Here is a 25,799-nt window from a genome sequence, read left to right as displayed (position 1 = left end):
TCACGCGTCCGTGCCGTCGGCGTCGCTCCGTCCGCCCTCCGGCCGGCCGGTGAGCCGGGTCGCGAGGCGGTAGGCGACGGTGACGTCGTGGTACTCCTCGCCGGGGACGACCCTGTCGGGCAGGTGGGTCCGGTCGCTGTGGCTCGTCGACTCCCGCCCCCCTGTGCCGGGGAAGCGGACGGCTGTGCGCGGTTGCTCCGCGAAGCGGAGACGATCGGCGCCGACCGTCGACCGGAACGAGATGTCCGGCACTGGGCCCCGTGCTCCCACGCCTCCCGTTCAGGGCGGCTCCTCCGGCTCCTCGGCGGTGCGGCGGCGACTGGGCCGTGACGGCAGTCTGCCGTCCTCGGCGCGCACTCGGCGCGTGCGGGTGCCGCCCTGACCGGTCCGGCGCCGGTCCCCTGCCGCCGGCCTGCGCGTCGTACTCCGTCCGGCCAACTCGGTTTCCCGTACGGTGCCGCCCGCTGTGTCCAGGGCGTCCGCAGCGGCCTGGCCACCCTGCCGTACCGTTTCGCCCGCCGCTTCCGTCACGCCCGCGGCGTTCTCCACCACGCTCCCGGTGGCGTCGCCGAGCCCCTTGCCGACCTCTCCGACAACCTGGCCGGCCTCACCACCGACGTCCTCCACCGCGCGTCCGGCGCCGCGGCCCACGTCCTGCACGGCCCTTCCGGCCCCCCGGCCGACGTCCTCCGCCACCGAGCCGACCCCGCGGCCCACGTCCTGTACGGCGGCCCCGGCACCCTGGCCGACGTCCTGGACGGCCCTTCCGGCACCCGTCCCCAGCTCACCGATCGCGTATCGGGCTCCGCCACCGACGTCCTGCACGGCGGACCCGACGCCCCGTGCCAGCTCGTGCAGGATCTCCGGGTTGCGATCGAGCGTGGTGAGCACCCGGTCGATGATCCTCGCGACGTTGTGGAGACGTACCTTGAGCTGGGCCTGTGCCTCCACGCCCGAGATGCCCAGGTGCACCCGGCCGAGCGTGACGTCGGCGCCGACGTTCAGCTTCAGCAGGTCCAGCACCTCGGCCTGCAGCGAGACATGCGCCCGCAGGTCCTCGACGTCCAGATCGATCTCGTCGACCTTCAGCACCGGAACGTCGAGATAGACGTCGGGGTTCGCATCGGCGGTGGCCGGATCCTCCTCCTCGTACTCTTCGTAGGACTCGGGCTCTTCCTCGTACGGCTCGGGCTCGGTGTACTCGTCGGTGTCCTCGGTGTCGAGGACACCATCGTCCTGCTCACTTTCCTCGAGGGATCCGTCGTCGTTCTCGGCGTTACCGTGCATCACCGCGCCTCCGCGATCTCCGGACTTTTCGCCCATTGTGATCCGGATATGGCGATCGGTGCGCGGTGAGTACGCCAGGCCGACTTCGGTCGCCAGGCGGCTCGCCTGTCAGCGTGCCCCAGACCCGTTTCCGCGGACCGGCATCGGCATACAGGCTGATCAGGCAGTTTCCTCCTGGACCTATGTCAGAACACGGTCGAGAGCAGCCCAGCCCGCGGGTCCCCATGTCGGCTTGCCGCCGGGCAGCCCCCGGTCCCCGGCCCGTCCCATGAGGATGAGGAAGAGGCTCTTCAGGACAGCCCACCCTCGTGCGCGCCGAATCATCGCCTCGTCCGCGTGTGCGTACGCGTCGAAGAACCGTGCGGCCGCACCCGCGGGAAGGAGCACCCACGCGGCCGCGAGATCCACCGCCGGATCGCCCGCGCACATGTCACCGAAGTCGATCACGCCCGAGAGAGTGCCGTCCACGACGACGATGTTCGCCGGGTGAAGGTCGCCGTGCAGCCATACCGGCGGGCCGTCCCCATCGGCAGCTGCGAGGGCCTCTTCCCAGACGTCCCGGACATTCCGGAGGGCATCGCAGGCGACTTCCTCGAGCGTCTTCTCGAAAGCGTCCGTGAGCGTGCTCAGCGGAACGCCGCGATCGGGACTGACCGGTGCGTCGGCGGGCGCCTCCACGTGGAGCGCCTTGAGGAAGTCCGCCAAGGTGTCGGCTGCGCGGTCGTGGCTGATGGGTGCGCGGTCGGCCGGCTCGCCGGGAACCCAGGTCGCGATGGTCCATGGCCGCGGGAAGCGCGACGACGGTTCACCGATCCGCGTGGGAGTCGGGACCGGTAGCGGTAGGCGCGGCGCCAGGGCGGGCAGCCACCGGTGCTCTTTGCGCAGGAGGGCCGGCGCGCGCTCGGTGCGCGGCATGCGCACGGCCAACTCCTCCCCGAGGCGCCACAGTTGGTTGTCCCAACCGCCGGGGACCGCACGTAGGTCCAAGCCCGCGAGGTCCGGATGCTGCTCTCGCACCAGGGAGCGCACCAAGTTGTGATCGATCTCGAAGCTGTCCACAGTCTCACTCAACCATCGATGGCACGTGGCCGCCGGTGGTTGAGCACGGGCGACAGGGTGACTCGGCCGCGTTGGATCTGATCTCCGGTGAGGTACCGGTTGGCGGCTCATGCGGCATTTCGGTCGGATCCGGTCTCAGAACCGGGCGGCCGGCTGCCGCGTCCGGGCGACCCCCGGTGACCCTCACGCCTCGGGCACCCGTGGCGGATCGAACCGAGCGGCAAGGTGTACGTCGTCGAGCGGCGACTCGTTGCCCTCGTCGTCGATGAAGGCGACCCGGAGAGGGCGCCCGGTCGCTCGGCTCGCCCGGTGCACCAGAGGGCCGTCGGGATGAGGCCTGTGCAGGTCACCCCACTGCTGGAGGGCGCCGATGACCACGATCAGGTCCCGGCCCGCCGGAGTCAGGCGATAAGCCATGCGGGTCCGCGCCCCGTCTTCGCGGTACGGACTCTTCTCCAGCACTCCCGCATCCACCAGGACACCCAGCCGCTGGGTCAGCACGTCGCTGGCCACGCGAAGCCGCTCACGGAACTCCGAGAAGCGCGTGACGCCCTGTACCGCCTCCCTGAGGATCAGCAGGCTCCATCGATCCCCGACGACCTCCAGGGCCCGGCCGATCGAGCAGCGCTGCCCGCTGTCCGTGGCCGACGCTATCCGTTTCGTCATGCCTCAAGCGTATCGCTGAGTTGGAAATCCGGACCATGCTAGGTTGGGATCCAGGTTTCAGCCTTCTTCTCTCCGGAGGTGCCGGCATGGCCGGGCAGCAGCTCATGATCGACAGGTCGGATCCGCGCCGTTGGCAGGTCACCTTCGACCACCCACCGCTGAACCTCATCGACCCCTGGACCATCGACGAGATCGCGGCGCTCGTCGCAAGCCTGGAAGACGACCCCGAGGTCCGCGTCGTGGTCTTCCAGAGCGCCGACCCGGATTTCTTCCTCGCCCACTACGACACCGGCGCTCCCCGCGCCCAGACCCCGCCACCGCCCTCCCCCACCGGCCTGCCGACCTGGCTGGACATCCTCGCTCGCCTCTCCGAAGGCCCGTTCGTCTCCCTCGCCAAGATCCGCGGTCGTGCCCGTGGCGCCGGCAGCGAGTTCGTCCTGGCGTGCGACATGCGGTTCGCCAGTCTCGAGCGCGCCGTGCTCTCCCAGCCGGAGGTCGCCCTCGGCCTGGTCGCCGGCGGCGGTCCCATGCACCGCCTGCCCTATCTCACCGGTCGCGGCCGCGCCCTGGAGATCATGCTCACGGGCCAGGACTACGACGCAGAGCTCGCCGAACGCTACGGCTACGTCAACAGGGCCGTCCCCGACGCCGATCTGGACGGCCTGGTCGATGACATGGCTGGGCGCATCGCCACCTTCGACAAGGCGACGCTCATCGAGGTGAAGGGCTACGTCGGAGAGGTGTCTCAGCCCGCACACGCCCTCCTGTCCCCGACATCCCGCGCGTTCTGGGCCTCCGCGGCCCGGCCGGCCGCTCAGCGGCGACTCGCCGCCGCCGTCGAGAAGGGGCTGGGCAAGCGCAGCGATCTCGAGCTGCACATGGGCGACCGTCTCGGCCGGCTCAACCGCGAGGATCTCTGACAGCGGACCCGCGTGTCGTGCCGCACGGTTCCGCAGGGAGGCCACCACCGGCCGAACCGCGCCGCCCAGCCGACAGCGTCGTACAGCCCTCAGACGGTACGGCGTTCCACTCCCGGACAGCTGACCGGTGGGTGCGGACGCCACCATGGCCCGCCCCGTCGGGCGACCCGTCCCCGCGCCGCCTCACCGCCCCAAGCCGCATGGCCCCCTGGCCGGCAGGGCGCTCAGTGTGCGAGGAGTTGCTGGCCGCCGTCGATGTCGTACGTTCCGCCCGTGAGTGCGCCGTTGCACATGATGTGCGTGGCCAGAGCGGCGACGTCCTGCGGACCGACGACCCTGCGGATGGGCAGCGCGGCACGCAGTTCCTCGCGACGGGCTTCGAGCTGGTCGCCCAGGAGCGAGGAGGACAAAGGAGTGTCGACGAAGCCGGCAGCGATGAGATTCACGCGGACCGGTGCGAGTTCGAGCGCCAGGTTGGCGGTGAGGGCGGGGAGAGCCGCGGTCAGTGTGGACGCGACGGTCAGGCCGATGCCGGGGCGTCGGGCGCCCGTGCCACCGAGGAACAGCAACGTGCCTCCGGGGCGGACCTTGTCACGGCCGTAGAGGGCGACAGCGAGGTTCATGGCCAGGCGCTCGCCGAAGTGGTGGCGGGCCTTGGCGAGGTCCATGTCGGCCAAGGGCATGTAGAAAGGGCTGCCGGCGGTGAGGACCACGTGGTCGACCGGGCCGGTCAGCTCGCGGAAGAACTGCTCGAGACCGTCGGTGTCGGTGGCGTCGAAGGCCGCCGTGCCCGCAGGCTGGACCTCGAGCGCGGCTTGCTGCAGCCGTTCGGGATCGCGTCCGGTCAGGACCACCTGGCCGCCCTCGGCACGCACGCGGCGAGCGGTTTCCAGTCCGATGCCTGCGCTGCCCCCGATCACCACGACGGTCTGGCCGACGAGGTCGGAAGGGGCGTGGTTCGGCCTGCTGTCGTTCATCGGCACCTCCGATGGGCACGCGGTTCCGCGACGACGAGCCCGGATGACGGGCCGTCCCCTGAAGCGATCAGACCAGTGACGGGCCGCCGCTCAGTTGCGGGTACAGCACCTCGGGCCCTTGGGGCAGTGCTTCCTGCACACGCCGGCTGACGTCGTCGGCGAGCACCTCGTGCAATCCCGCCTCGACACCCTCGAGGGTCGCGCGGGCCACGGCGGCGGGGTCCGCTTTCGGCCCCGTGACGGCGGAGGCCATCTCCGTCGCGAGGTAGCTGACATGCAGGGCGGTGACCTGCGTGTGCTGTTCCGCCAGGGCCACCCGCAGGGCATTGGTCACCGACCATTCCGCGGACTTGGCCGCGGCGTATCCGGCACTGGGCGTGATCGACACCCAGGACAGCACGGAGAGGACGTTGACGATCGCCCCGCCGCCGTTGCGCCCGAGAACGGGGGCGAAGGCCCTGCTCATCGCGAGGGTGCCGAGTACGTGCGTCTCGAACTCGGTGCGGAACGAGTCCAGTTCGGCCGTGAGGATGTGCGCCCGGGTCGTGGAACCGGCGTTGTTGATGAGGAGGGTCACGTCCTGGGCCTGGTCCGCCGCGGCACGGACGGAGTCGTGGTCGGTGATGTCGACCGCGACCGGAACGGCTCCGGGCACGGTGACCTTCGAGGGATCGCGGGCTCCCGCGTACACCTTGGCCGCTCCCGCTTCGAGCAACGCCCGGACGAACTGCTCACCGAGTCCGCGGTTGGCACCGGTCACGAACGCGACAGACCCCTGCACCTTCATGGATACACCTTCCCCACAGGAGGTTCGAAGGGCTGAAGACCGGTGGTCACGATGCGATACGACAGCCCGCAACAGTCCTCCTAGAACGTATAGCTCCTGGGTTGTCGCCACCACCCGAAGCGGGCCCGGCCCGACGCCCGGACGGGCGCCGCAGGCGGTCCCGGACCGGCCGGTGACACGTCCTGCCCGGCCGGCACCGACCGCCACCACGCCCGGTGCACCGGGGCACGACCGCACGGGTACGGCATCGGGCCACCGACCATCTCCGCCGGGCTGACGACACCGACGTCCGTCGTCAGCGCCTCCGCAGGCGCGCGACGACGGGACCGGCACGGGACGGGGTCAGGCCGCCCTTCTCCAGGTGAGTTCCGCTGTGCGCTGCGCCCCCCACAGCCGGGTCGGAGTGGCGACGGCCAGTTTGAGCAGAGAGCCTTCGAAGCTCACCTTGCGGACCTGGGACCGTCCGATCCAGTTCGGGAACAGGCTGGTGGTGACGTGGTGCTCGACAGTCGTGGCATCGACGACTTCGAACGGCCCGCCGTAGGCGAGATAGCCGACCGCCGCCCGAGCCAGCTCCTCGGCCGATGCGTCCTCGAGACGTGCCGATCGCAGGGCTGTGCGATCGCCGCGCCCCAATTGTGCGGACATGTAGCCCTGGGGGGTGTAGACGATCAGCCCGTACGGTGCGGGGCCGAGGGGGTGGATGACCTCCCCGTCGGTGCTCGTGGCGGTGTACGACACGAGTTCCCATGCGCCGAGCAGCTTTCTGCGTACCTCTTCGCGGGCCTCGCGTACCCTTCCTGCGACCGCTCGGTCGGCGGTGGTCATGGAGGGGCTCCTCTCGTGTGACAGAGTGCACGGGCCCCGTTCGCAAGAGCGAACGGGGCCCGCCCGGGGTGGGTCAGTGCTGGGTGAGCTCGCCGTCGACGAGGCGCCACAGATGCAGCGGGTTGGCCTCGCGCAGCGGCTGCGGCAGCAGCTCGTCGGGGAAGCCCTGGTAGGTGACCGGGCGCACGAACCGCTCGATCGCGCCCATCCCGACAGAGGTGAAGCGGCTGTCGGAGGTGGCCGGGAAGGGGCCTCCGTGGGTGGAGGCGTAGGAGACCTCCTGCGGGATCGAGAAGGCGTTGAACACGATGCGGCCGGTGCGGCGCTCCAGTATCGGCAGGAGCCGTTCGGCGGCGGCGCGGTCGGGCGTTTCAGCGTGCATCGTGGCCGAGAGCTGTCCCCGGAAGGCGCGGGCCGCCTCGAGCAGTTGGTCCAGACCGGTCAGCCTGACCAGCAGGATGGCGGGGCCGAAGACCTCCTCCCGCAGCTCCGGTTCGGCCAGCAGCTGGTCACCGGTGACCTCGTAGAGCAGGGACTGGCCGTCCCAGGCGTGGGCCGGGGCCGGTCCTGCGCCGACCAGGGTGGCGCCGTTGTCCGCCATGCGCTGCGCGTTGCGGGCGTAGGCGTCGTGGATGCCGGGGGTGAGCATGGTGCGTGCGGCCGCCTTCTCCACCTCGGTCGTCGCCGCCTCGCGCAGTTCCTGGTAGCCGGGTCCGTCGACGGCGAGCAGGATGGCCGGCTTCAGGCAGGCCTGGCCGACGTTGTACATGGCGCGCTGCACCAGGCCCGCGCCGATCTCCGCGCCGCGGGCGGCCAGGGCGGCGGGCAGGACGAAGGTCGGGTTCACGCTGGTCATCTCGGTGAAGACCGGGATGGGGTCGGGGCGCTGCTGGGCCCGGCGGTAGAGGGCCATGCCGCCGACTTCGGAGCCGGTGAAGGTGACGGCCCGGACGAGGGGGTGGTCCACGAGTGCTTCGCCGATGTCGTTGCCGGGCCCGCGCAGCAGGGAGAAGACGCCTTCGTGGAGTCCGGACTCGGCGACGGCCTGCTGGATGACGCGGGCCTGGATCTCGGAGGCGCCGGGGTGGGCGTTGTGGGCCTTGACGATGACGGGGCAGCCGGCGGCCAGAGCCGAGGCGGTGTCGCCGCCGGCGACGGAGTAGGAGATCGGGAAGTTGCTCGCGCCGAAGATCACCACGGGTCCCAGGGCGATCTTCTGCAGCCGGTGGTCCAGCCGGGGTGTGGGCTGCCGGTCCGGCTGGGCGGGATCGATGGCCGCCTGCAGGAAGCGGCCCTGGCGGACGACGGTGGCGAACTTGCGGAACACACCGGCGGTGCGGGTTGCCTCGCCTTCGAACTGGGCGGCGGGCAGGCCGGTCTCCAGGGCGGTGCGGGCGGCGAGTTCGTCCTTGACCGCCTCCAGCTTGTCCGCGATGAGGTCGAGGAAAGCGGCCCGCTCGGCCAGCCCGGTGTGGCTGTAGCTGTCGAAGGCTTCGTCGGCGAGACGGACCGCGCGGTCGACCTCGGCCGCGCCGCCGAAGGCGAACTCGGGCTCGATGAGGTCTCCGGTGGCGGGATCGAGCGCCTTCATGGTGCCGGCGGTAGCGGCGACCTGGGCGGCTCCGATCAGCAGGTTGCCGGTGAGGGTCATGACTGTGCTCCCTTGAACGCGACGGTGAGCTCGTCGGTGGTGGTGATGGCGTGGGCGTAGGTGGGGCCGTTCAGCTCGTGCGCGGCGTGCATCATCGCGGGCAGGAGCGCGGCGGTGGCGTCCCGCACCAGGGTGACGTGGTAGCCGAGTTCCATGGCGAAGCGGCCGGTGGACTCGATGCAGGTGTTGGCGAGCAGGCCGATCAGGACGACGTGGGTGATGCCGTGCTGCTTGAGCTGGAAGTCCAGGTCGGTGTTGGCGAACCCGCTCTGCGCCCAGTGCTCTGCCACGACGACGTCGCCCGGCTGCGGCTGGAATTCGGGGTGGAACTCACCGCCCCAGGTTCCGCGGGCGAAGCTGTGCCGCTCCATGATGCCGAGCTGGGTGGGGTTGGGAAAATCCCAGGTCTCGTAGTCGCCCGGCTCCCAACGGCGGTGCGGGACGAACACCACCCGCATGCCGGCCTCGCGGGCAGAGCCGACCACGGTGCGCAGGTGGTCGAGGAGCTGGGTCTGTTCCGCCAGAGGCTTCAGGCGGGGCCAGATCTTGCCTCCCTCGGACAGGAAGTCGTTGTACGGATCGACCAGCAGGACGGCCGTGTGGCGGGGGTCGTAGGTGTGGGACACAGCTCTCACTCCGATCTGGATGACGATTGACATCCACAGTCAGGATTATGCGCGTCATCCACAAAGTCAAGGAGACCCAGGTCACCGTCGAATCAAGCACGCAGGTGTATGATGCGAATCATCCAGTTGCGCCGGTGTTTTCCGGTGCGCCGCCCCGACGAAAGGCAGGGCCAGTCATGGGCCACTCGCAGGCGGAGAAGGCGGCGACCCGCGAACGGGTCCTGCGCATCGCCTCTCGCAAGGTCCGCACCGAAGGCATCACCCGCCCGGGCATCGCGGACCTCATGAAGGAGGCCGGCCTCACCCACGGCGGCTTCTACAAGCACTTCACCTCGCGCGACGACCTCATCGCCCAGGCCGCCGCCACCGCGCTCGCCGAGGGCACGGCGAAGATGGAACGGTCCGCCCGCAAGAACGACCAGGACCCCCGCGCCGGCCTCATCGACGCCTACCTCGCCCCCCAGCACCGCGACGCACCGGCCACCGGTTGCGCACTGGTCACCCTCGGAGCCGCCGCCGGACGCGGTGACCAGCACCTCAAAGAGGCCTACGAGAAGCAGGTCCGCACCTATCTGGACCTGATCGCCGGCCTCGACGACGACATCACCGACGACGCCCGAGCCGAGGCGATGCTCACCCTCAGCGCTCTGGTCGGTGCCGTCCTCATGTCCCGCGCCGTCACCGACAAAGACCTCGCCGACGAACTACTGCACACGGTCGCCGAGCAGCTCAAGCAGTCCGCCTGAGGAACTTCGCCACCCGCCGCTCGACATCCGCCCGGGTCCAGTTGATGCAGGGTGGCGTGCGGCGAGGCGCCCGGCCACGAGCGGGGCATCGCCCGCGCTGCGCCGGTCGTTCCGCCCACGGTGGCCTCCGATGCCGACGTACCACCCGACGGCTCGTCGTCGGACGCCACGACTCGTCGTCGGACATCACGGCCTCGTCGGACATCACGGCTCGCCCTCGTACGCCACGTCTCGTCGTCGTACGCCACGCAGAAACGGCTGTCCACCAGAAGCCGTTGACATCGGCGTTCCCGTGATGAAGGCGGGGTAAGCGGCCTTGCCGTCGCCGCGGATGCCCTGCCCGGACATCACCCACGCGGGCATCACCCACACAGGCTCGGTGGTGTGGTGGTACGTGCGGTCATGCGCGACGTGTCTACACAAGTCCCGGCCACTGCACAGGGTTTCGGTGCGCGTACGCGTGCCGGGGCTTCGCGCACGGCCACCATACGCAGCTGTCCCGGTCGGGGTTCGGCACAGCCGACCTCGCCGGGACAGAGCACTGCAACGGATGAACACGGGGCACCGATCGTATTACCAGGCGCTCGCACCACCGTCGACCGCGTAGTTGGCGCCCGTGATGTAGGCCGCTCGGTCGGAAGCGAGGAACGCGCCCAACTCGACGATCTCCTCCGGGCGAGCGAAGCGCTTGAGGAGCGTCTTGCTGATGATCGCGTCCCGGGCGGCCTGGTTGTCGCCCAGGTCACGGTCGCTGGCCGGGGTCAGCACAGGGCCGGGACTGATCGCCACCGCACGGATCCCATGGGGGGCGCCCTCCAGCGCCAGCTGCCGCGTCATGCCGATGACACCGGCGTTGGCTGCCGTGTGCGCAACCATCGGAGGATTGGCACCGGCGATCAGCCCGGCCTCCGACGCGATGTTGATGATGACGCCGCCACCACGACTGACCAGATGCGGCCAGGTGAACTTCGCCACGAAGAAGGGGATGTCGAGTTCACCGGCTTCGGTCGCACGCCAATCCTCCACCGAGAAGCCCGGCATGGGGCCGAAGCGCTGCATGGCCGCGTTGCTGTAGATCACGTCGAGCCCGCCGTAAGCGGCGGCGGCGTCATCGGCCAACCGCCGCACCGCCTCCGGGTCGGTGAGATCGACCGGCGCGATGCCCGTCATCTCGCCGCCCGCGCGGCGTACGAGCTCGACGGTCTCGTTGTTGGCCTCGACCTGGATGTCGGCGCCGACGACCCGTGCACCTTCTCTCGCGAAGATGAGTGACGCGACCCGGCCCATGCCTCCGGCGGTGCCGGTGATGAGCGCTACCTTGCCGTCGAGTGTTCCCATGGAACTGCTCCTGGTTCTTACATGCGCGGTGACGATGTGCACCGCGCGGGTGTGCTGGAATTGCGCTCGGCCGCCCGGTCCCGACCTGGGCTGCGTCAGGACCGGGGGCCGGCGCGGGCCTACTTGGCGCTGGGGGTGGCAGTGTCGGGAGGCGTGTCACCGCGGAGCTCGTCCAGGAACCTGCCGAAGTTCCCCTCCGACCAGTGCTCGACGGACTGGCCATGGATCACGCGGTCGATGGAGATTCCGCTGAGCGTGACCTGACGGCCGGAGGCAGGAATGCCGAAGACCGTACCGGTGTGGACGCCTGTGAAGCTCCAGCGCGTGACGACCTTGTCCCCCTCCACGATCTGGTCGAGAACGGTCATCTTGAAGCCGGTGAGACCCGCCTTGATGTTGAGGTCGCCCTTGATCCAGGCCTCGCGGTCCTCGGGCCCGTTGAACCCATGAAGCACCAGGTCCTTGGAGATGTAGCGATCGAAGCCGGCGGCAAGGTCCCCGTTGTAGCTGGCGTAGTACGCCGAGGCGACCTGCAGCGGTGAGAGGTAGTGCCGGTGGGACGAGGACGCGGACGCGGACGCGGGGTGCGGTGCCTGGCCCTGCGCCGACGCCGGGACCGCTGCTGCGGTCAGTGCGGCGGCGACGGCCAGGCCGGCCATGGCGCCGATCAGCCTCCTGCGGGGCCTGCGCGTGGAAGCGGAGGTGAGAGCTGGTGCGGTCTGAAGGTCCTTCTGGGAAGTCACAGATCACTCCTGAGAGACGGTCGGCCTCTGCCGACCCTGCCAATTTGCTTGACGCATCAAGCATGTGCCCAAGTCTGACAGGCGTCAAGCAGTTCCGGTGGGGGCGTACCGGCCACCCGCGCCGCCCGCCTCGGACCACGATCACCGTGCAAGACTTGAGCCGCACACGCGGGCGAGTGCCCGCCCGCCACGGATGCCCGCGACGGGCGGTGGTCGACAAGGCCGCAGGTCGAAGACGGGTGGCCCGCCGGCCACACGGGGGCCATGCACCGGCCCGGGAGCCGACCGACGCGACGGTCGACGGTGGGTGTGCACGACCGAGAGCGGACCGAACGGCGGCGAACGGAAAGATGCCGGAGTGACCGACATAACACACGACGCGAAGAAGTCACCGACGCGCGGCAAGTACACCCCGGTGGAACTGGACGAGAGCGAGATCCTCCGCCGCGGCCTCGAGACCTTCGCCGAACTCGGGTATGCCGCGACCACGGTCCGGGAGCTGGCCCGACGGCTCCGCGTCAGCCACAACTTCATCAACGACCGCTACGGGTCGAAGGAGAACTTCTGGCGCGCCGTCGTCGACTTCGCGCTGCTGGACGTCCAGTCCGGGTTCGACCGGCGAATGGCGGAGTGCCACGACGACGAGGAACGACTGAGAAACGTCATCGTCCAGCTGTACCGGCTGTCCGCGAACGCCTCGGCGATGAACCGGTTGATAGCGGATGAGTCGACTCGCGACTCCAGCCGCTTGGACCATCTCCACCGCCGATTCGTCAAGCCGTTCTGGGACAGCATCGAGCCGACGATCGACAGCCTCATGGCGGCCGGACGCATCCCCCGTGTGCCCACGCACCTCCTGTACTTCGCCGTCACCGGGCCCGCGCTGGCGCTCGCGCAGGACCCGATCGCCGACCGACTCAACCCCGCTGCCGCCCCGGTGGCGGAACAGGACAGGAACAGCATGGCGGACACGCTGTCCAGCATCGTCCTCCACGGCCTGCTGCCGCCGTCGCAGAACGACACCACCGCCTGACACGGCATTGCGCACGCGCGGCGCGATCCCGGCGCCACCCACCGTGGCCCTACGGCCGGCCGTACGAACCTGCGTCGTCGTACCGCTCCGGACACCGCTTCCGCATCTCAGTCCGACCTGGCGAACTGGATGTTGGAGAACATCCACATACAGGCAGAAGCGCTGGTTGAGCAGGGCACACTTGACTATCTGGATGCTGCGCGTAATCCTGGTTCTGGATGTCACTCATCATGCAGATGGCGTTGGGAGCCGTGCCGTGGCCTCCGCCCCAGGCCGCACGGCGACCATCGGCCGCTGAGGCACTCCTCCGGCCGGCGGCCACGGTCGCTTCCTGCCGACGCCATCGCACCGCCGCCGTAGCACCCGTGCATCAACTCACCCGAGGTTTCCCATGACCACCGCAGTCACCCGCCCCGACGTCAAGCGGGGAACCATCCCCGTCTTCGCCACCGCGACTGCGATCACCGTCTCCAACATCTATTTCACCCAGCCGCTCCTCGACGAGATAGCCCACGGATTCCACACGTCCCCCTCCGCCGCCGGACTGGTGGCCACGACCGGGCAGATCGGCTACGCGCTGGGCATCATCGCCATCCTGCCGCTCGCCGACAGCGTTCGGCTTCGCCGATTGTCCACCCTTCTGCTGGCAGTCACCGCCGCCGCCCTTCTCGGGGGTGCCTTCGCACCCTCGCTCGCGCTGCTGAGCATGGCCACCCTCGTACTCTCGGCCAGCACCGTGCTGCCGCAGGTCATCATGCCGACCGTCGTCTCCATGGCGACCCCCGGCAATGCCGGACGGGTCCTCGGAGCGGTGGGTACGGGCCTGACCATGGGAGCCCTGCTCTCACGCACCGCCGCCGGACTCGTCGCGGAGGCCACCGGCACCTGGCGAGCCGGCTTCGCCGTCGCCGCCGTGGCCACCGGGGCCCTGCTCCTGGTCCTCCCCCGCTACATGCCGGCCGACCGGCCGACTCGTACCGGAGCACCGGAAAGCTATCTCCGGCTGCTGGCGTCGCTCCCCAAGTTGGTCACCGAACATGCGCCCCTGCGTCTGTCCGCCGCTCTGGGAGGGACGGTCTTCGCGGCCTTCTCCGCGTTCTGGTCGTCGCTCGCCTTCCACCTCACCGCGGCCCCGATCGCGCTGGGGCCCGCGGTGATCGGACTCTTCGGCGTGTTCAGCGTGCCCGGAGCCCTGGCCGCCCGCTACTCGGGCCGCCTCACCGACCGCTGGGGAACGCGGCGGGTCAACGTCGTGTCCCTCACGTCGGTGCTGCTGGCCTTCGCGCTGTTCGGGCTCGCCGGCCAGTCACTGATCGCCCTCGCCGTCGGCTGCAACCTTCTCGGCTACGGGACCACCAGTGGTCAGATCGCCAACCAGGCACGCATCTTCGCCGCCCAGCCCGCGATCAGGGCCCGCCTCAACACCGTATACATGTTCGCCGTGTTCGCCGGAGGTGCCGCCGGAGCAGGTGTCGCCGGCGTGATGTTCTCCGCGTTCGGGTGGACCGGTGTGGTGGTCGGTGGACTGGGCTTCCTGCTGCTCGCAGGACTCGCCCTGACCTGGCACACCCTGCGCATCCACCACCGGGCCGACGGTACGGCCGTGACCACCGGTGCGGTTCGCTCGGGGACGGGGGACAGCCCCGCCCCGACACCGCGGCCCGACCGGGCATTCTCACCGCGGGGCTCGCGGTGACAGCTCCCCGGCCTCGCCTGTCCGGGCCGTGCGGGCGCGCCCTGGGACGTGACGGATCGAGTGCAAGATCGATCACACCCAGACTTACTTGACTGGGCAACTAAATTCTTTATGGTTGAGTCGTCAACAACATGGAGGTGCGCCCCCACGGGAACTCGCCGCGCGCGGCGAGCCCGGCCTCTGGCGGCCCACCGTCGGTGGCAAGCGCGGCAACCTGTACGACAACGGACAGGTCTCGGCCGCCGGACCCCTTCCGCCGCTGAGAGCACACCTCCCGCACGCCGCTGGCCGACCCCGGCCGGACAGGCAACCGGTAACCCACCCCGGAAGGACAGAAAACATGCCTCACGTCATCACCGACATCCCGTCCAACCGATCCTGGGCCGCGAGCGCGCTCGCCCGCCCGGGCACCGGCCGGCATCGGGGCAAGTGCGCCGACGAGGAACGCTGCATCGCAGAAGGCGACGTGTGCACGGGACACGGGCGGCACCGCAGACTCGCCCGCCCTGCGCTGGTCCCGGTGCACGAGACTTTCGAGCTTCCCGGCAGCGGGTCGGCACAGCCGCCCACCCGGGGCACAAGCGCTGCGCCTGGCTGGGAGCACCGCACCGGCGACGAGTTCGCAGCCATCGAGGCCCACACCCTGCACGAGGTGCACTGATCCGACCGTGCGACTCCGGCCCGGCGGGGACGGGGACGCCCTCGGCCCTCCGCCCGCGGTGACGGGAAGGAGTACGGCGTCCCTCCCGCCCACCACGCCGCTCGGGGGTACGTCGCGGCGCGGGCAGATCGGATCCTGCTGCCCCCCTCGACCATCCGGATCACCGACAAGGACCCGATGCAGATCGCCGTGGACTACGTGATGCTGCATCACGCCGCGAGAACGGGGTCGACTTGACGCCGTTCCGCCTCTACCTCGACGGCTCCCCCGCGTACGGAAAGGCTCCGTTCGCTGGAGGACACCATGGCGCACACCGAGGTGATGGCCAGGAGCCCGCAGCACGTGGTCGGGCGCGAGCTGACCTACCGCGAACACGCAGACGCGACCAGGAGCTGTACGGCCGATCATGCGGAGGGGGAGGAGAAGGGCGGGCGGGGTTCGTTGACCCGCGGCAGAACATGGACCGATGGCTGTCCAGGAACGCGACCGTAGGGTGTATCGCCCTCTTCGGCGGGCTTGCCTCAAGGTGATTCCGAACGCCGTACCAGAAGGCACGATGCCATTCGTCCACGGAATCGGTGCCGAGGACGTGACCGATGGCCTTTCCCGCCGGTACGACACTCCGGGGCTCGGAGCCGGCTGACCAAGACGGCCGCAGTGATTGTGCCGAGGAAGACGTAACCGCGTTTGTCGTAGCGGGTGACCATGGCTCGGTGGTCCTTGAGCTTGTCGTGGCCCGTTCGAAGGTTTTGTGCTTCTTGTAACGTTCGTCATCGAGGCCGGGTGGCCGCCCGCCTCGTGATCCTGTGCGCGGCGGGTGGCCTGGCCGTCGGCCTTCTGCGGGACCGTGTGCCGGATGCCCCGACGTCGCTGGTACTCGCAGCAGGGGCCATTGCTATGAGCCCTGTCGCCGCGACGCTGTCGGGCGTCTTGCGGGGCCTGCCCGATCCGGGCCGGGGAACGCGACTCTTCTCCAGTACCGGCACGAACTGGATGCAGTCAGTTCGCTGCTTCGCTGTTGATCAGGGACAGCGGGCGGCAGCGACCGTCGACACTCAGACGGGTCCACCGAGATGCTGCAGTCAGTCTCGCCTCCCGCGTCGGCCGCGGCTCGGACTTGCTGCAACTGCCGTTCCCAGGTGCCGTCCGCGGGCCGTAGCCGTTGGCGCTCCTACACCGTCTTCCACGGCCCGAACCGTTCCGGCAGCACCGACACCTCGGTCCGGGCAGAGCGCCAACGACACGCGCCGACCTGAAGCTGCCGAAAATACCTCACTCCGCGGCAAGTACTTGACTAGTCAATCACTTGGACGTCTACTGTCCGGAGTCGCCACCCCGTCAGGTGGCAACCCATTCGAGGAGGAATCTTGAGCATCGTCACGCCCAGCCAGAGTGAGCCCACGGGGCAGGACAAGCCCGAGTACATGAAGAGGAACGGCATCTTCGTGCCGCCCGGCGAAGGCGACACCAGGTGGATCGTCGGGGACACCTACACCCTCAAGGTGGGCGCACCGGAGACCAACGGTGCGCTCACCTTCCTTGAGGCGACTGTCCCTGCCGGAGCCGGCGCCTACCCGCATGTGCACGGCAAGCACCAGGAGGCGTTCTACCTCATCTCGGGTGAACTGGAGTTCGTCAACGGCGACGACATCATCACCGCCGGACCCGGCTCCTTCTACTACGTTCCCAGCAACACGCGACACGGCTTCTTCAACAAGAGCCTGCACGCAGCCAAAATGATTTTCCTGTACCTCCCCGGAGGGTACGAGGAGGCCATCTTCCACGACGCTCCCAGGGCCGAGCATGGACGCCCCGCACCGCACATGATGGAGAACCTTCCAACGCCCAGCCCGGAGATCATGGAGCGCTTCGGCGACTTCATCCTCCCGTCGGACCTTCCGTCCGCGGACTGAGCCATCCCAACGCGTGCGCCACCCGGGTCGCTCAGTACGCCGGCAGCCCGGCGAGCGGTGCGGGGCACAGCCACCAGGGCTGCTCCTTTCATCAGTCCAGCTCTGGGCAACCGCGCCTCCCGGCCGTTCTGACCAGACCGGTCCCGGGTTGCCTGCAACCGTCCAGGAAGGCGATGAGCCTTCGCCTACTTGAGTCGTGAGCTGGTCGGTTGGTTCGACACATGAGTGAAACCCCTGGTGGACGGGTTCACCATCGAGATCACCCGGTACCCACCAGAGGCTTCACGTGCTTGTCCACCCGTGCGGGCTGGACGTGTTCAATCGGTCCCTGACCTTCCTCGCCGCTCGTCCGCGCGAACACCGTCGCCGAATGGGCAGTCGCCGGCGTCGGCTCCCGACCCGCCGTCAAGCACTGCTGGTGCCGGCACATCTACACAAGGGGACCACATACGTCCAGCTCGCAGCAGGTTTCGAGGTCAGGACGAGCACGGTCCACTACATCAGCGAGGCCGTCGAACTACCGGCCGCACTCGCACCGACCCTCGACAAAGCCGTCCAGACTGCTTCGACGATGGCCTACATCCTGCTCGACGGGACGCTCCTGCCGGTCGACCGGATCGCTGCCGACCGGCCCCACCACTCCGGCAAGCACAAGAAAGATGGCATGAACGCGCAGGTCACCGCCGAGGACTGAACGGTGCGACGTAGTTCAACTCGGCCGCGGAAGTTTCCCGTGCACATAGCCAATCAAGTAAATGTCGGCGGGCTCGTCGTGAATGTTCACCGGCCAGCGGCGGTACCGCCATGCACGCTCACAAAAGAGTGCACGCATAACCCTGCGCACGCACCAACGCCTCGGCGGTGCCGCCGTTGCCGTCACCCGAGCCGCACTGCTCGTGGGCGCGGCCCTCGCCCAGCCCGCCTCGTCGGTCGAAACCCCCTGGGGCCTCTTCGCCGTGCCATCGGTCACTCTGGGACCTGTTTTCCTATTCAGATGCTAGATTTGGATTCAGGTTTCAGGCCTCGGAGGTCACCCTTGAAGATCAACCACGCCTGGTGATGCACGGTTTCGACGCCCGTACGCGCGGTCCCCTGCACCCCCGTCACCTCCGCAGCGGCTCTGTCGCCCCCCTACACACCCGCCCACTCGCAGACAGGATGCGCTCATGAGCAGCAGCGAGCAGTTCGCCGTGCAGGAAGTCACTCCGTCCTACTGGAAGGTGACGTTCTCCAACGGCGAGATCAATTTGATCGACCCGGACACCATCGAGCAGCTCGCGGAGCTGATCACCCGCATCGAGCAGGCCCCCGACCTCACGGTGGTCGTCTTCCGCAGCGCCAACCCGGACTTCTTCATGGCGCACTGGGACATGCTGGCGGACCGCTCCCGTGTGGCCGCCATGAAGCCGGCCCCGTCCGGCCTCCACCCGTTCGCCGACAACCTCTACCGGCTCGGGAAGGTGCCCGCCGTCACCATCAGCGAGATCAACGGCCGCGCCCGTGGCGCAGGCAGCGAGTTCGTCCTGGCGACCGACATCCGCTTCGCCGGACCGGACGCCGTCCTCGGACAGTTCGAGGTCGGGGTCGGATCGGTCCCCGGCGGCAACCCCACCGGCCGACTGCCGCGCCTGCTGGGCCGGGGGCGGGCCCTGGAGATCCTGCTGGGCGCCGACGACTTCCCCGCCGACCTCGCAGCGGCCTACGGCTACGTCAACCGCGTCGTGCCGGCGGACGAACTGGAGCAGTTCGTCGACGCGTTCGCCCGTCGGGTCGCCGGCTTCGACAAGGTGGCGGTGCGAGAGACCAAGTCGCTGGTCGACGCGGTCACCCAGCCCCCCGTCGAGGAGTTCGGCACGGCGCTGGCGACCTTCTTCCGCACCTCCGGCCGACCGGAGAACGCCCACCGCGTCAAGCGGCTCTTCGACGCCGGTCTCCAGAGGCCGGACGGCGTCGAGCGCGACCTCGGCCGCCACGTGGCCGAGTGAACGACGCGAACGGCACCGCACGAACGGCACCACGCGAACGGCACACCACGATGACGAAGCCGCGCGATCGGTCGGTGCGCCGCGTCTGACCCGGACAGCGGCGGCATGGCGCGGTCGGTACGGGCCGACGCGGCCCGGTGCTCGCAACGATCCATGAGCCATGAGCCATGAGCCGCAGGCTACGTCAGTCGGTTCCCACACCCCTGCTGACGATCGTCGGCCGGAAGGGCACCATCACACCGACCGGCATCACACTCGTCGCCCACGAGCGGGCGTTGGAGTCGGACTGGTCCCGGCGCTACCTGTCCTGATAACCGAGGTCCCGCGCGGCTTCCGGTGCCGCACACAGGCCGAGCGCCCGTGGTGGGCAGTCCGTCGCATGGCTGCCCCACCCGGGCTCCACGGTCTTCCCCGTCGCGGCTGACTCATCGGCGTGCGGAGGCCGGACCGCATGCGGCGCGAACAGTCGAGCCAGACCCCCGCACACCTGTGCTCCGCACTCTTCGGCGAGCGGTGCGGGATCTCACTCGTCGGCGATCTGCTCGCCCAGTCGATATTCGAGTTCGCCGCGCTGCTGCATGCCCCGCTGCATAAGCCGACGGACCCGCTCATGCGCCTCCGGCCACGTCAGCGCGGCACGGAACGTGTCCTGGCCGGCCGTCAGGTCCGTCTCGGACGGCAGAGTGGTCCGGTTGATCAGGGCCTTCACCTCGGCCAGCGGCCGGCGGTCGAAGGAGGCGATACGAGTGGCGACGCGGTCGACGTAGGCGTCCAGTTCCGCGTCGGGAAGCGCCCGGTTGATCCAGCCGTACCGCTCGGCCGTCTCCGCATCGAAGTCGTCGGCCGCCGCGATGATCTCCAGCGCACGCCCCCGGCCCACCAGCAGCGGCAGCCGCTCCGTGGCTCCGCCTCCTGGTGTGACACCCGCACCGACTTCCGGTTGTCCCAGCACGGCGTTCTCCTTGCTGGCGAACCTCATGTCGCAGGCCAGGGTGAACTCGCTGCCCACACCCCGCGCCCGGCCACGGATGGAGGCGATGCTGATGACGCGGGAACGGGCCATGCGCGTTGCGATCTCCAGCCATGCGGGCCCCGTGTAGGGCTCCTTCGGCGGCACCATGTCGAAATGGGCCAGGAAGAAGTCCGGGTCCGCGCTGTCGAAGACCACCACCTTCACATCCTCGTCCGCCTCCATCCGATCGACGAGGTCGCCGAGCGCTGCGAAGACCTCGAAGGTCACCAGATTGATCGGAGGACTGTCGAACGTCACACGCCAGTACGACGGGGACCGCTGGACCACCTGGAAAGGTGAGGAAGTCATGTTCGACATCGTACGACGCACACCTCTTGTGCTCATTTGGAACTTTCAGGGTCGTAGGCCCGACAGGTGCGGGAAGCACCGAACACGCACAGGGCCTGGAGGAACTCACCGCCGAGCCGGCGGGGCAAGACCGTGCACCAGTGCGTCAGGCCGCTTCGGTGGATGAGCCCGGCGATGCGGGGCGAGCCCTGCTCACCGCCCGGCCCTGTTCGGTCTCCGGGAAGCGGTCGAGCATGGCGCGCAGTTCGCCGGCGCTGACGTCCGCGCCGAAGGGTTCGGTGCCCGGTTGCAGCCGCACACCGTCGGCGAGCGGGCCGGCGATGACGGGGTCGAAGCCGAGCGCGTGCACGAGGTGTGCGGCCGTGGCCCTGTCGTCGGGATCGTCACCGGCGATGGCGATGGCCTTGCGGTCGGCTGTCCCGGAGGGCCGTGCCCCGTCCTCGAGGTCGTGGTAGCCCATGTGATTGAACGCCTTGACCACGCGGGAGCCCGGCAGGAACGCCTGGACCATCTCGCTGGTGGAGGTGCGCGGGTCGGTGAAGTCGTCGCGTACGCCGTCTACTTCCCACCAGTAGTTCATGGCGTCGATGACGAGTTTGCCCCGCAGCGCCTCCACCGGGACGCTGCGGTACTTGCCCAGGGGGAGGGCCAGGATCGCCACGTCGGCCCCGGCCGCGGCCTCGGTCGCGGTGACCGCGACCGCGCCGGGGGTGAGCACCTCGACGGTGAGAGCGATGGCGTCGGCTTGCCCCGAGCCTGCGATCAGCACGCGGTAGCCGGCCGCCAGGGCGAGCCGGGCCAGTACGGTCCCCACCTTCCCGGCGCCCAGGATGCCGATCGTGCGTACGTCCGTGATGTCCATTCGGATTCCTTCAGGTCAGTCGGCCAGGATGTCGCGGACCAGCGGGATCACCTTCGTGCCGTACAGCTCGACCGCGCGGAGGCGGGCGCTGATCGGCTGGGCGCCCGCGGTGTAGAGGAGGTCGAACCGGCCGACGCCGAGTGCGCTGACGGCTCGAGCGATCTTGCGTGCGACCGTCTCGGGAGAGCCGATGTAGAGGGAGCCGTGCTCGATCTCGGCCTCGTACTCGGCGCGGCGCAGGGGCGGCCAGCCGCGCAGCGCGCCGATCCGGTCGCGGATCTCCCGGTACGGCTCCCAGTACACCTCCCGGGCCTCTTCGTCGGTGTCGGCGACGAAGCCGGGTGAGTGCATGCCCACCGGGTGGGCGGTGGTGCCGAACTGGGCCGTCGCCCGCTGGTAGAGGTCGATGTAGGGGATGAAGCGGTCCGGGGAGCCGCCGATGATGGCGAGCATCAGCGAAAGGCCGTGGTGCGCGGTGCGGACGACGGACTGGGGCGAGCCGCCGACGCCGACCCAGGTGGTCAGGTGCCCGGACTCGGTACGGGGGAAGACCTCGGCGCTGTTGAGAGGGGCCCGCACGGTGCCCTTCCAGGTGACGGGCTCCTCCTTGAGCAGTCGTACGAAGAGGTCGAGCTTCTCCTCGAACAGCAGCTCGTAGTCACTCAGGTCGTAACCGAAGAGGGGGAACGACTCGGTGGAGGAGCCGCGGCCGAGGATGACCTCGGCCCGGCCGCCGGAGAGCGCGTCGACCGTCGCGAAGCGCTGGAACACCCGGACCGGGTCGTCCGAACTCAGCACGGTGACGCCGGAGGACAGGCGGATGCGCCGGGTGCGCGTGGCGATGCCGGCGAGTACGGTCTCCGGGGTGGACACCGCCCACTCGGGGCGGTGGTGCTCACCGAGGGCGAGGACGTCGACGCCGATGTCGTCCGCGAGCACGGCTTCGTCGATGACCTGCCGAATCGCCCTCGCGTGGGTGAGCGGGGCTCCGGAGTCGTCCACGGGCACGTCGCCGAATGTGTCGAGGCCGAGAACGAGGTCAGACATGGGTGGGCTCCTTCGTGAGCAGTTCCCTGACGCGCGGGGCGACTTCGCGGCCCAGGAGTTCGATCGTGCGGGCGCGGGCTTGGCGAGGCAGGTGCAAGATGTCGTACTTGAGGTCGAAGCGGCTCAGACCCAGGTCACGCGCGGTCTTGGCGATCTTGCGGGCGACGGTGTCCGGGGAGCCGACGTAGAGCGCGCCGTCGGTGACCTCCGCCTCGTAGCGTGCCCGGGTCGGCGCGTAGAACCCTCGTTCCTCGGCCAGTTGGGCCACGACCGGTTCCCAGTACCGCCACCAGGTCTCGACCGCCTCCTCGTCGGTGTCGGCGATGAGGCCCAAGGAGTGCTGGCCGACGGGTTGCGGCTCGTGTCCGGACTGCTGGAGTGCCCGGTGGTAGAGATCGACATGACCGGCGAAGCGCTGCGGGCGTCCGCCGATGACGGCCAGCATCAGGGGCAGTCCGTAGCGGGCGGCACGCAGCACGGAGTGGGGGCTGCCGCCCACTCCGATCCAGGTGGGAATCCCGCCGGGCCGCATCCGGGGGCGCAGCCGCTGCTCGACGAGCGGGGTCCGGTAGGCGCCGGCCCAGGTCACCGTCTCCTCCCGCTGCAGCCGCATGAAGAGTTCCAGTTTCTCCTCGAAGAGCTGCTCGTAGTCGGCCAGGTCGTAGCCGAACAAGGGGAACGAGTCCGTCGCGGACGCGCGCCCCAGCACGAGCTGGGCCCGGCCGCCGGAGACGGCGTCCAGCGTCGAGAACTCCTGGTAGAGCCGCACGGGGTCGTTGGTGCTCAGCACGGTCACCGAGGTGCCGAGGCGGATACGGTCCGTGGCCGTGGCGAGGGCGGCGAGCAGGACGGGAGTGGCGCTGTCGACGTGCCCCGCGCGGTAGTGCTCGCCGGCGCTGAAGACGTCGATCCCCGAGGCCTCGGCGAGCCTGGCCTCCTCGACCAGCAGCCGGAGGGTCTCGGCGTCGTCGAGGACGCGGCCGTCGTCGGTCGCGACCTCTCCGAAGGAGTTGAGCCCGATGTCGAAGGTCGTGGCCGTCATGGTGTCCTTCCTTGCCGACTCCCAGACGGCTGACCGTCCGGCTTTTTATTGACCAGTCAAGTATCTCGTCCTATGATTGACGTGTCAATCGAGAGGGTGTCAGTAATGGGTCGGCGACGCAGGGCATACCCCACGGCCGAGGAGCTGCGGATCTGGCGGGACTTCATCGAGACCGCACAGGCGCTCCGCACCGAGCTCACAGCGCGTCTGCAGAGGGACTCCTCGCTGTCCTCCGCAGACTACTCGGTGCTGCTCGCGCTGAGCGAGGCGGACGGTTCGCGATTGCGGCCCTCCGCACTGGCGCAGGTCCTCGGCTGGGAGCGCAGCCGCCTGTCGCACCAGCTCGGGCGCATGGAGCGCCGTGGGTTGGTGCGGCGCGAGGAGTGCGCCACCGACAATCGCGGCGCCGAGGTGGCGCTCACCGGCGAGGGTTCCCAGGCGTTCCGGGCCGCGGCCCTCCCCCACCTGCGCGCGATCCGGGAGCTGTTCCTCGACCCGCTCACGCAGGAGCAGATCACCGCCGTCGGCGATGCCGCGGCGGCACTTCGCATCCGGACGGAATCGCAACGGGGCCGCTGAGTCGGGGTCGGTGGCATCGGCGACGGGAGCAGCGGCGATCGCGCCCTTCGGGTGGCCCTCCCGGGGCCTCCTCCCGGCCTTTGACAGAGTGCAAAAGTCCCCATGTACTTGACCGCGCAAGCAGGATGTTTTTCCGACGACGCCATTAGCGCCCTCTTCCACACCTGCCTCAACGCCTACGGCGCCACCGACTTGGCAGCGGACCGACCACCAACTCGCCGCAACCCGGACAACGACGCGGTCTGTCTGTACACCGGCCCCCTCGCACTCCCGCCGGTGTCCGATCGTTCATACGTGCTCGTGCGGCTCAGCGAGGTGTTCCTCGAGTCGGCTGCCGCCGGAGGCGTTCCGTGGGCGCCCGCTTCCTGAACCGGGGCCGCCACCGGGATACGGTCGGAGCAGCGGAGCCGGGAGCGAGCGCGTATCGCTCTGCGCGGCGGGACGGACGAGGGGACGGGGGCGGCCCAGATGACGAAGTTGCAGCGACCTCAGGCGCCGATGCGGTGGCGCGGCTCGTCCGTCCCGGCGTCGCGCCGGTCCCAGCGGCGGCAGCGGGTGGCCGAGCTGCGGGCGCAGGGCCGGTACGGCCCGGAACTCCGCGAGGTCCTTCCCTCCTTCGTCGGCCTCGGCCTGGTGCTGCTCGCCCTGGTCCTGCTGCTCAGCGGGGTCAACCGCGCGTTCGGCGCTCCTGGCCTGGTGTTCGGCGTCCTTCTGTCGGCGGTGGCCGTCACGGTGGGCCTGCGCCTTCGCCGGACGTTCGTCCGCCGCCGCGGTGGCCATTACACCGCCGAGGAACTCGCGCGGCTGGATGACCGCGGGCTGGTGGAGGCCACCGCGCGCATGCTGGAGCGCGACGGCTGGCGGGTGGCCGATCTGAGCCTGCGCAAGGGCCACATGCGCCTGTACGCCCGGGACCGCCACGGACGTGAACTCGACGTCGCCTTCCGCCCCGTCGCGACGGACGACGAGGACGCCCGCTGGCCCGCGGCGGTGCGGGAGACGGTCCGGCCCGGGGCCGAGCAGCCCGGCCGGGTCATCGTCCACCGCGGTGGCTTCAGCCACGCCGAGGTGCGCTGGGCCTCCCGGCACACCGACGTCCACCTCGTCGACGGCCGCCAACTGCGACGCTGGGCGGCGGGCACGTCCCTGGACGGGCTGAGACGCCGGCGGTGAGATGGCGGGCCGACCTGCTCGCCGTCCTCGGCACCCAAAAGGTCACCGGCCTGTCACGCTGACCACCTCTCCACGAAATAGTCGACCGGTTGCCTACTAGTCGACCGGTCATGAGCATCCAGAAGGTCGCAGTCGTCACCGGCGCCTCGCAGGGCCTCGGCGCGAGCATCGTCGACGCCTACCGCAAGCACGGCTATGCGGTCGTCGCCACCTCCCGCACCATCGCCCCGTCCAGCGACCCGGACCTCCTCACCGTCCAGGGCGACATCGCCGACCCCGCCACCGCCGAACACGTCATCGCCCAGGGCCTGGAGCGCTTCGGCCGCGTCGACACCCTGGTCAACAACGCGGGCATCTTCGTCGCCAAGCCGTTCACCGAGTACACGCTGGACGACTTCGCCGCCGTGACCGGCGTGAACGTCACCGGCTTCTTCCGCATCACCCAGCTGGCCATCGAACAGATGCTCACCCAGGGCGCCGGTCACGTCGTCACCATCACCACCAGCCTGGTCGACAACCCGGACGTGCGGCTCCCCTCCGCCATGGCCTCGCTGACGAAGGGCGGGCTCCAGTCCGTCACCAAGTCCCTGGCCATCGAGTACGCCACCCGCGGCATACGTGTCAACGCCGTCTCACCTGGCACCATCAAGACACCCATGCACCCGGTGGAGACCCATGAGACCCTCGCCGGCCTGCACCCGGTACGGCGGTTGGGCGAGCAGAGCGACATCGCGGACGCGGTGCTCTACCTGGAGAACGCCCCGTTCGTCACCGGCGAGATCCTGCACGTCGACGGCGGCATGAGCGCGGGGCACTGACACGGCTCGGCGGTCCTCGGTGCCGCGGGCGCCGGGTCATC

General features: G+C 69.6%; 26 protein-coding genes and 1 pseudogene. 12 read left to right on the top strand and 15 right to left on the bottom strand.

The window, feature by feature from the left end; all coding sequences use genetic code 11:
- The 4 genes from ACGFRF_RS36150 to ACGFRF_RS36135 all read right to left on the bottom strand — a co-directional run bounded on the left by ACGFRF_RS36150 (position 1) and on the right by ACGFRF_RS36135 (position 3,012).
- Complete coding sequence (locus tag ACGFRF_RS36150; protein ID WP_393747417.1) at positions 1 to 252, bottom strand: hypothetical protein; 252 nt, start codon at positions 250 to 252, stop codon at positions 1 to 3.
- 27 nt (positions 253 to 279) lie between these two features.
- Complete coding sequence (locus ACGFRF_RS36145; protein WP_393747415.1) at positions 280 to 1,287, bottom strand: hypothetical protein; 1,008 nt, start codon at positions 1,285 to 1,287, stop codon at positions 280 to 282.
- Between the two features lie 180 nt (positions 1,288 to 1,467).
- Positions 1,468 to 2,346 (bottom strand): aminoglycoside phosphotransferase family protein, encoded by an 879-nt coding sequence (locus ACGFRF_RS36140; protein ID WP_393747414.1) that lies wholly within the window; start codon positions 2,344 to 2,346, stop codon positions 1,468 to 1,470.
- A 183-nt stretch (positions 2,347 to 2,529) separates the two neighbouring features.
- A complete protein-coding gene (locus ACGFRF_RS36135) occupies positions 2,530 to 3,012 on the bottom strand; it encodes a winged helix-turn-helix transcriptional regulator (RefSeq protein ID WP_393747412.1) in 483 nt (160 codons plus the stop codon).
- 86 nt (positions 3,013 to 3,098) lie between these two features.
- Here ACGFRF_RS36135 and ACGFRF_RS36130 point away from each other — a divergent pair, with 86 nt between their 5' ends.
- Positions 3,099 to 3,932, top strand: a complete 834-nt coding sequence (locus ACGFRF_RS36130) for an enoyl-CoA hydratase/isomerase family protein (RefSeq protein WP_393747410.1) — start codon at positions 3,099 to 3,101, stop codon at positions 3,930 to 3,932.
- A gap of 224 nt (positions 3,933 to 4,156) precedes the next feature.
- Here the strand turns inward: ACGFRF_RS36130 and ACGFRF_RS36125 are convergent, their stop codons facing one another.
- The 5 genes from ACGFRF_RS36125 to ACGFRF_RS36105 all read right to left on the bottom strand — a co-directional run bounded on the left by ACGFRF_RS36125 (position 4,157) and on the right by ACGFRF_RS36105 (position 8,834).
- Entirely contained in the window at positions 4,157 to 4,909 is a 753-nt protein-coding gene (locus tag ACGFRF_RS36125) for an SDR family oxidoreductase (RefSeq protein WP_393747408.1), read from the bottom strand.
- A gap of 67 nt (positions 4,910 to 4,976) precedes the next feature.
- Positions 4,977 to 5,696, bottom strand: coding sequence for an SDR family oxidoreductase (locus ACGFRF_RS36120; protein ID WP_393747406.1), 720 nt, complete (start codon positions 5,694 to 5,696; stop codon positions 4,977 to 4,979).
- Between the two features lie 342 nt (positions 5,697 to 6,038).
- Entirely contained in the window at positions 6,039 to 6,524 is a 486-nt protein-coding gene (locus ACGFRF_RS36115; RefSeq protein ID WP_393747404.1) for a lipocalin-like domain-containing protein, read from the bottom strand.
- Between the two features lie 73 nt (positions 6,525 to 6,597).
- Entirely contained in the window at positions 6,598 to 8,175 is a 1,578-nt protein-coding gene (locus tag ACGFRF_RS36110; protein ID WP_393747402.1) for an aldehyde dehydrogenase (NADP(+)), read from the bottom strand.
- Positions 8,172 to 8,834, bottom strand: a complete 663-nt coding sequence (locus ACGFRF_RS36105) for a cysteine hydrolase (protein ID WP_393747400.1) — start codon at positions 8,832 to 8,834, stop codon at positions 8,172 to 8,174. The genes ACGFRF_RS36110 and ACGFRF_RS36105 overlap by 4 nt, the downstream gene beginning before the upstream one ends.
- Positions 8,835 to 8,977: 143 nt before the next feature.
- On the opposite strand from ACGFRF_RS36105, the gene ACGFRF_RS36100 reads away from it, so the two are divergent.
- Positions 8,978 to 9,547, top strand: a complete 570-nt coding sequence (locus ACGFRF_RS36100) for a TetR/AcrR family transcriptional regulator (RefSeq protein WP_393747398.1) — start codon at positions 8,978 to 8,980, stop codon at positions 9,545 to 9,547.
- A 573-nt stretch (positions 9,548 to 10,120) separates the two neighbouring features.
- Here ACGFRF_RS36100 and ACGFRF_RS36095 read toward each other — a convergent pair.
- The gene (locus ACGFRF_RS36095; RefSeq protein ID WP_393747396.1) at positions 10,121 to 10,885 is read right to left on the bottom strand and encodes an SDR family NAD(P)-dependent oxidoreductase; all 765 of its coding nucleotides are present in this window, start codon (positions 10,883 to 10,885) and stop codon (positions 10,121 to 10,123) included.
- A gap of 119 nt (positions 10,886 to 11,004) precedes the next feature.
- Entirely contained in the window at positions 11,005 to 11,628 is a 624-nt protein-coding gene (locus ACGFRF_RS36090) for an ester cyclase (protein ID WP_393747394.1), read from the bottom strand.
- Positions 11,629 to 11,986: 358 nt separating this feature from the next.
- Between ACGFRF_RS36090 and ACGFRF_RS36085 the strand changes: the two genes are divergently transcribed.
- The 7 genes and pseudogenes from ACGFRF_RS36085 to ACGFRF_RS36055 all read left to right on the top strand — a co-directional run bounded on the left by ACGFRF_RS36085 (position 11,987) and on the right by ACGFRF_RS36055 (position 19,227).
- Positions 11,987 to 12,661 (top strand): TetR/AcrR family transcriptional regulator, encoded by a 675-nt coding sequence (locus tag ACGFRF_RS36085; RefSeq protein WP_393747392.1) that lies wholly within the window; start codon positions 11,987 to 11,989, stop codon positions 12,659 to 12,661.
- A gap of 391 nt (positions 12,662 to 13,052) precedes the next feature.
- Positions 13,053 to 14,357: an MFS transporter gene (locus tag ACGFRF_RS36080; RefSeq protein WP_393747390.1), complete on the top strand. Its 1,305-nt coding sequence runs from the start codon at positions 13,053 to 13,055 to the stop codon at positions 14,355 to 14,357.
- Positions 14,358 to 14,697: 340 nt separating this feature from the next.
- Positions 14,698 to 15,018 (top strand): hypothetical protein, encoded by a 321-nt coding sequence (locus ACGFRF_RS36075; RefSeq protein WP_393747388.1) that lies wholly within the window; start codon positions 14,698 to 14,700, stop codon positions 15,016 to 15,018.
- Between the two features lie 1,367 nt (positions 15,019 to 16,385).
- Positions 16,386 to 16,931: a cupin domain-containing protein gene (locus ACGFRF_RS36070; protein ID WP_393747386.1), complete on the top strand. Its 546-nt coding sequence runs from the start codon at positions 16,386 to 16,388 to the stop codon at positions 16,929 to 16,931.
- 286 nt (positions 16,932 to 17,217) lie between these two features.
- Positions 17,218 to 17,619 (top strand): annotated as a pseudogene (locus ACGFRF_RS36065) (transposase family protein); the annotation flags it as partial.
- Between the two features lie 478 nt (positions 17,620 to 18,097).
- Positions 18,098 to 18,916: an enoyl-CoA hydratase/isomerase family protein gene (locus ACGFRF_RS36060; protein WP_393747384.1), complete on the top strand. Its 819-nt coding sequence runs from the start codon at positions 18,098 to 18,100 to the stop codon at positions 18,914 to 18,916.
- A gap of 167 nt (positions 18,917 to 19,083) precedes the next feature.
- Complete coding sequence (locus ACGFRF_RS36055) at positions 19,084 to 19,227, top strand: hypothetical protein (protein ID WP_393747382.1); 144 nt, start codon at positions 19,084 to 19,086, stop codon at positions 19,225 to 19,227.
- Positions 19,228 to 19,439: 212 nt separating this feature from the next.
- On the opposite strand, the gene ACGFRF_RS36050 is transcribed toward ACGFRF_RS36055, so the two are convergent.
- The 4 genes from ACGFRF_RS36050 to ACGFRF_RS36035 all read right to left on the bottom strand — a co-directional run bounded on the left by ACGFRF_RS36050 (position 19,440) and on the right by ACGFRF_RS36035 (position 23,188).
- Positions 19,440 to 20,237 carry an enoyl-CoA hydratase/isomerase family protein gene (locus tag ACGFRF_RS36050; RefSeq protein WP_393747380.1) on the bottom strand — a complete coding sequence of 266 codons (798 nt, stop codon included), beginning with the start codon at positions 20,235 to 20,237 and terminating at the stop codon, positions 19,440 to 19,442.
- Positions 20,238 to 20,382: 145 nt separating this feature from the next.
- Positions 20,383 to 21,099, bottom strand: a complete 717-nt coding sequence (locus tag ACGFRF_RS36045; protein WP_393747378.1) for an NADPH-dependent F420 reductase — start codon at positions 21,097 to 21,099, stop codon at positions 20,383 to 20,385.
- A gap of 15 nt (positions 21,100 to 21,114) precedes the next feature.
- The gene (locus ACGFRF_RS36040; RefSeq protein ID WP_393747376.1) at positions 21,115 to 22,146 is read right to left on the bottom strand and encodes an LLM class flavin-dependent oxidoreductase; all 1,032 of its coding nucleotides are present in this window, start codon (positions 22,144 to 22,146) and stop codon (positions 21,115 to 21,117) included.
- Entirely contained in the window at positions 22,139 to 23,188 is a 1,050-nt protein-coding gene (locus tag ACGFRF_RS36035) for an LLM class flavin-dependent oxidoreductase (RefSeq protein WP_393747374.1), read from the bottom strand. The genes ACGFRF_RS36040 and ACGFRF_RS36035 overlap by 8 nt, the downstream gene beginning before the upstream one ends.
- Positions 23,189 to 23,293: 105 nt before the next feature.
- On the opposite strand from ACGFRF_RS36035, the gene ACGFRF_RS36030 reads away from it, so the two are divergent.
- From ACGFRF_RS36030 to ACGFRF_RS36020, 3 genes are all read left to right on the top strand, one after another.
- Entirely contained in the window at positions 23,294 to 23,767 is a 474-nt protein-coding gene (locus tag ACGFRF_RS36030; protein ID WP_393747372.1) for a MarR family winged helix-turn-helix transcriptional regulator, read from the top strand.
- Between the two features lie 468 nt (positions 23,768 to 24,235).
- Positions 24,236 to 24,940, top strand: a complete 705-nt coding sequence (locus tag ACGFRF_RS36025) for a hypothetical protein (protein ID WP_393747370.1) — start codon at positions 24,236 to 24,238, stop codon at positions 24,938 to 24,940.
- Positions 24,941 to 25,050: 110 nt separating this feature from the next.
- Positions 25,051 to 25,758, top strand: coding sequence for an SDR family NAD(P)-dependent oxidoreductase (locus ACGFRF_RS36020; RefSeq protein WP_393747368.1), 708 nt, complete (start codon positions 25,051 to 25,053; stop codon positions 25,756 to 25,758).
- The last annotated feature ends 41 nt before the right edge of the window (positions 25,759 to 25,799 follow it).

This window comes from Streptomyces sp. NPDC048521, assembly GCF_043199855.1.
Classification (GTDB): domain Bacteria; phylum Actinomycetota; class Actinomycetes; order Streptomycetales; family Streptomycetaceae; genus Streptomyces.
This window is presented reverse-complemented; position numbering and strand designations above follow the sequence as displayed.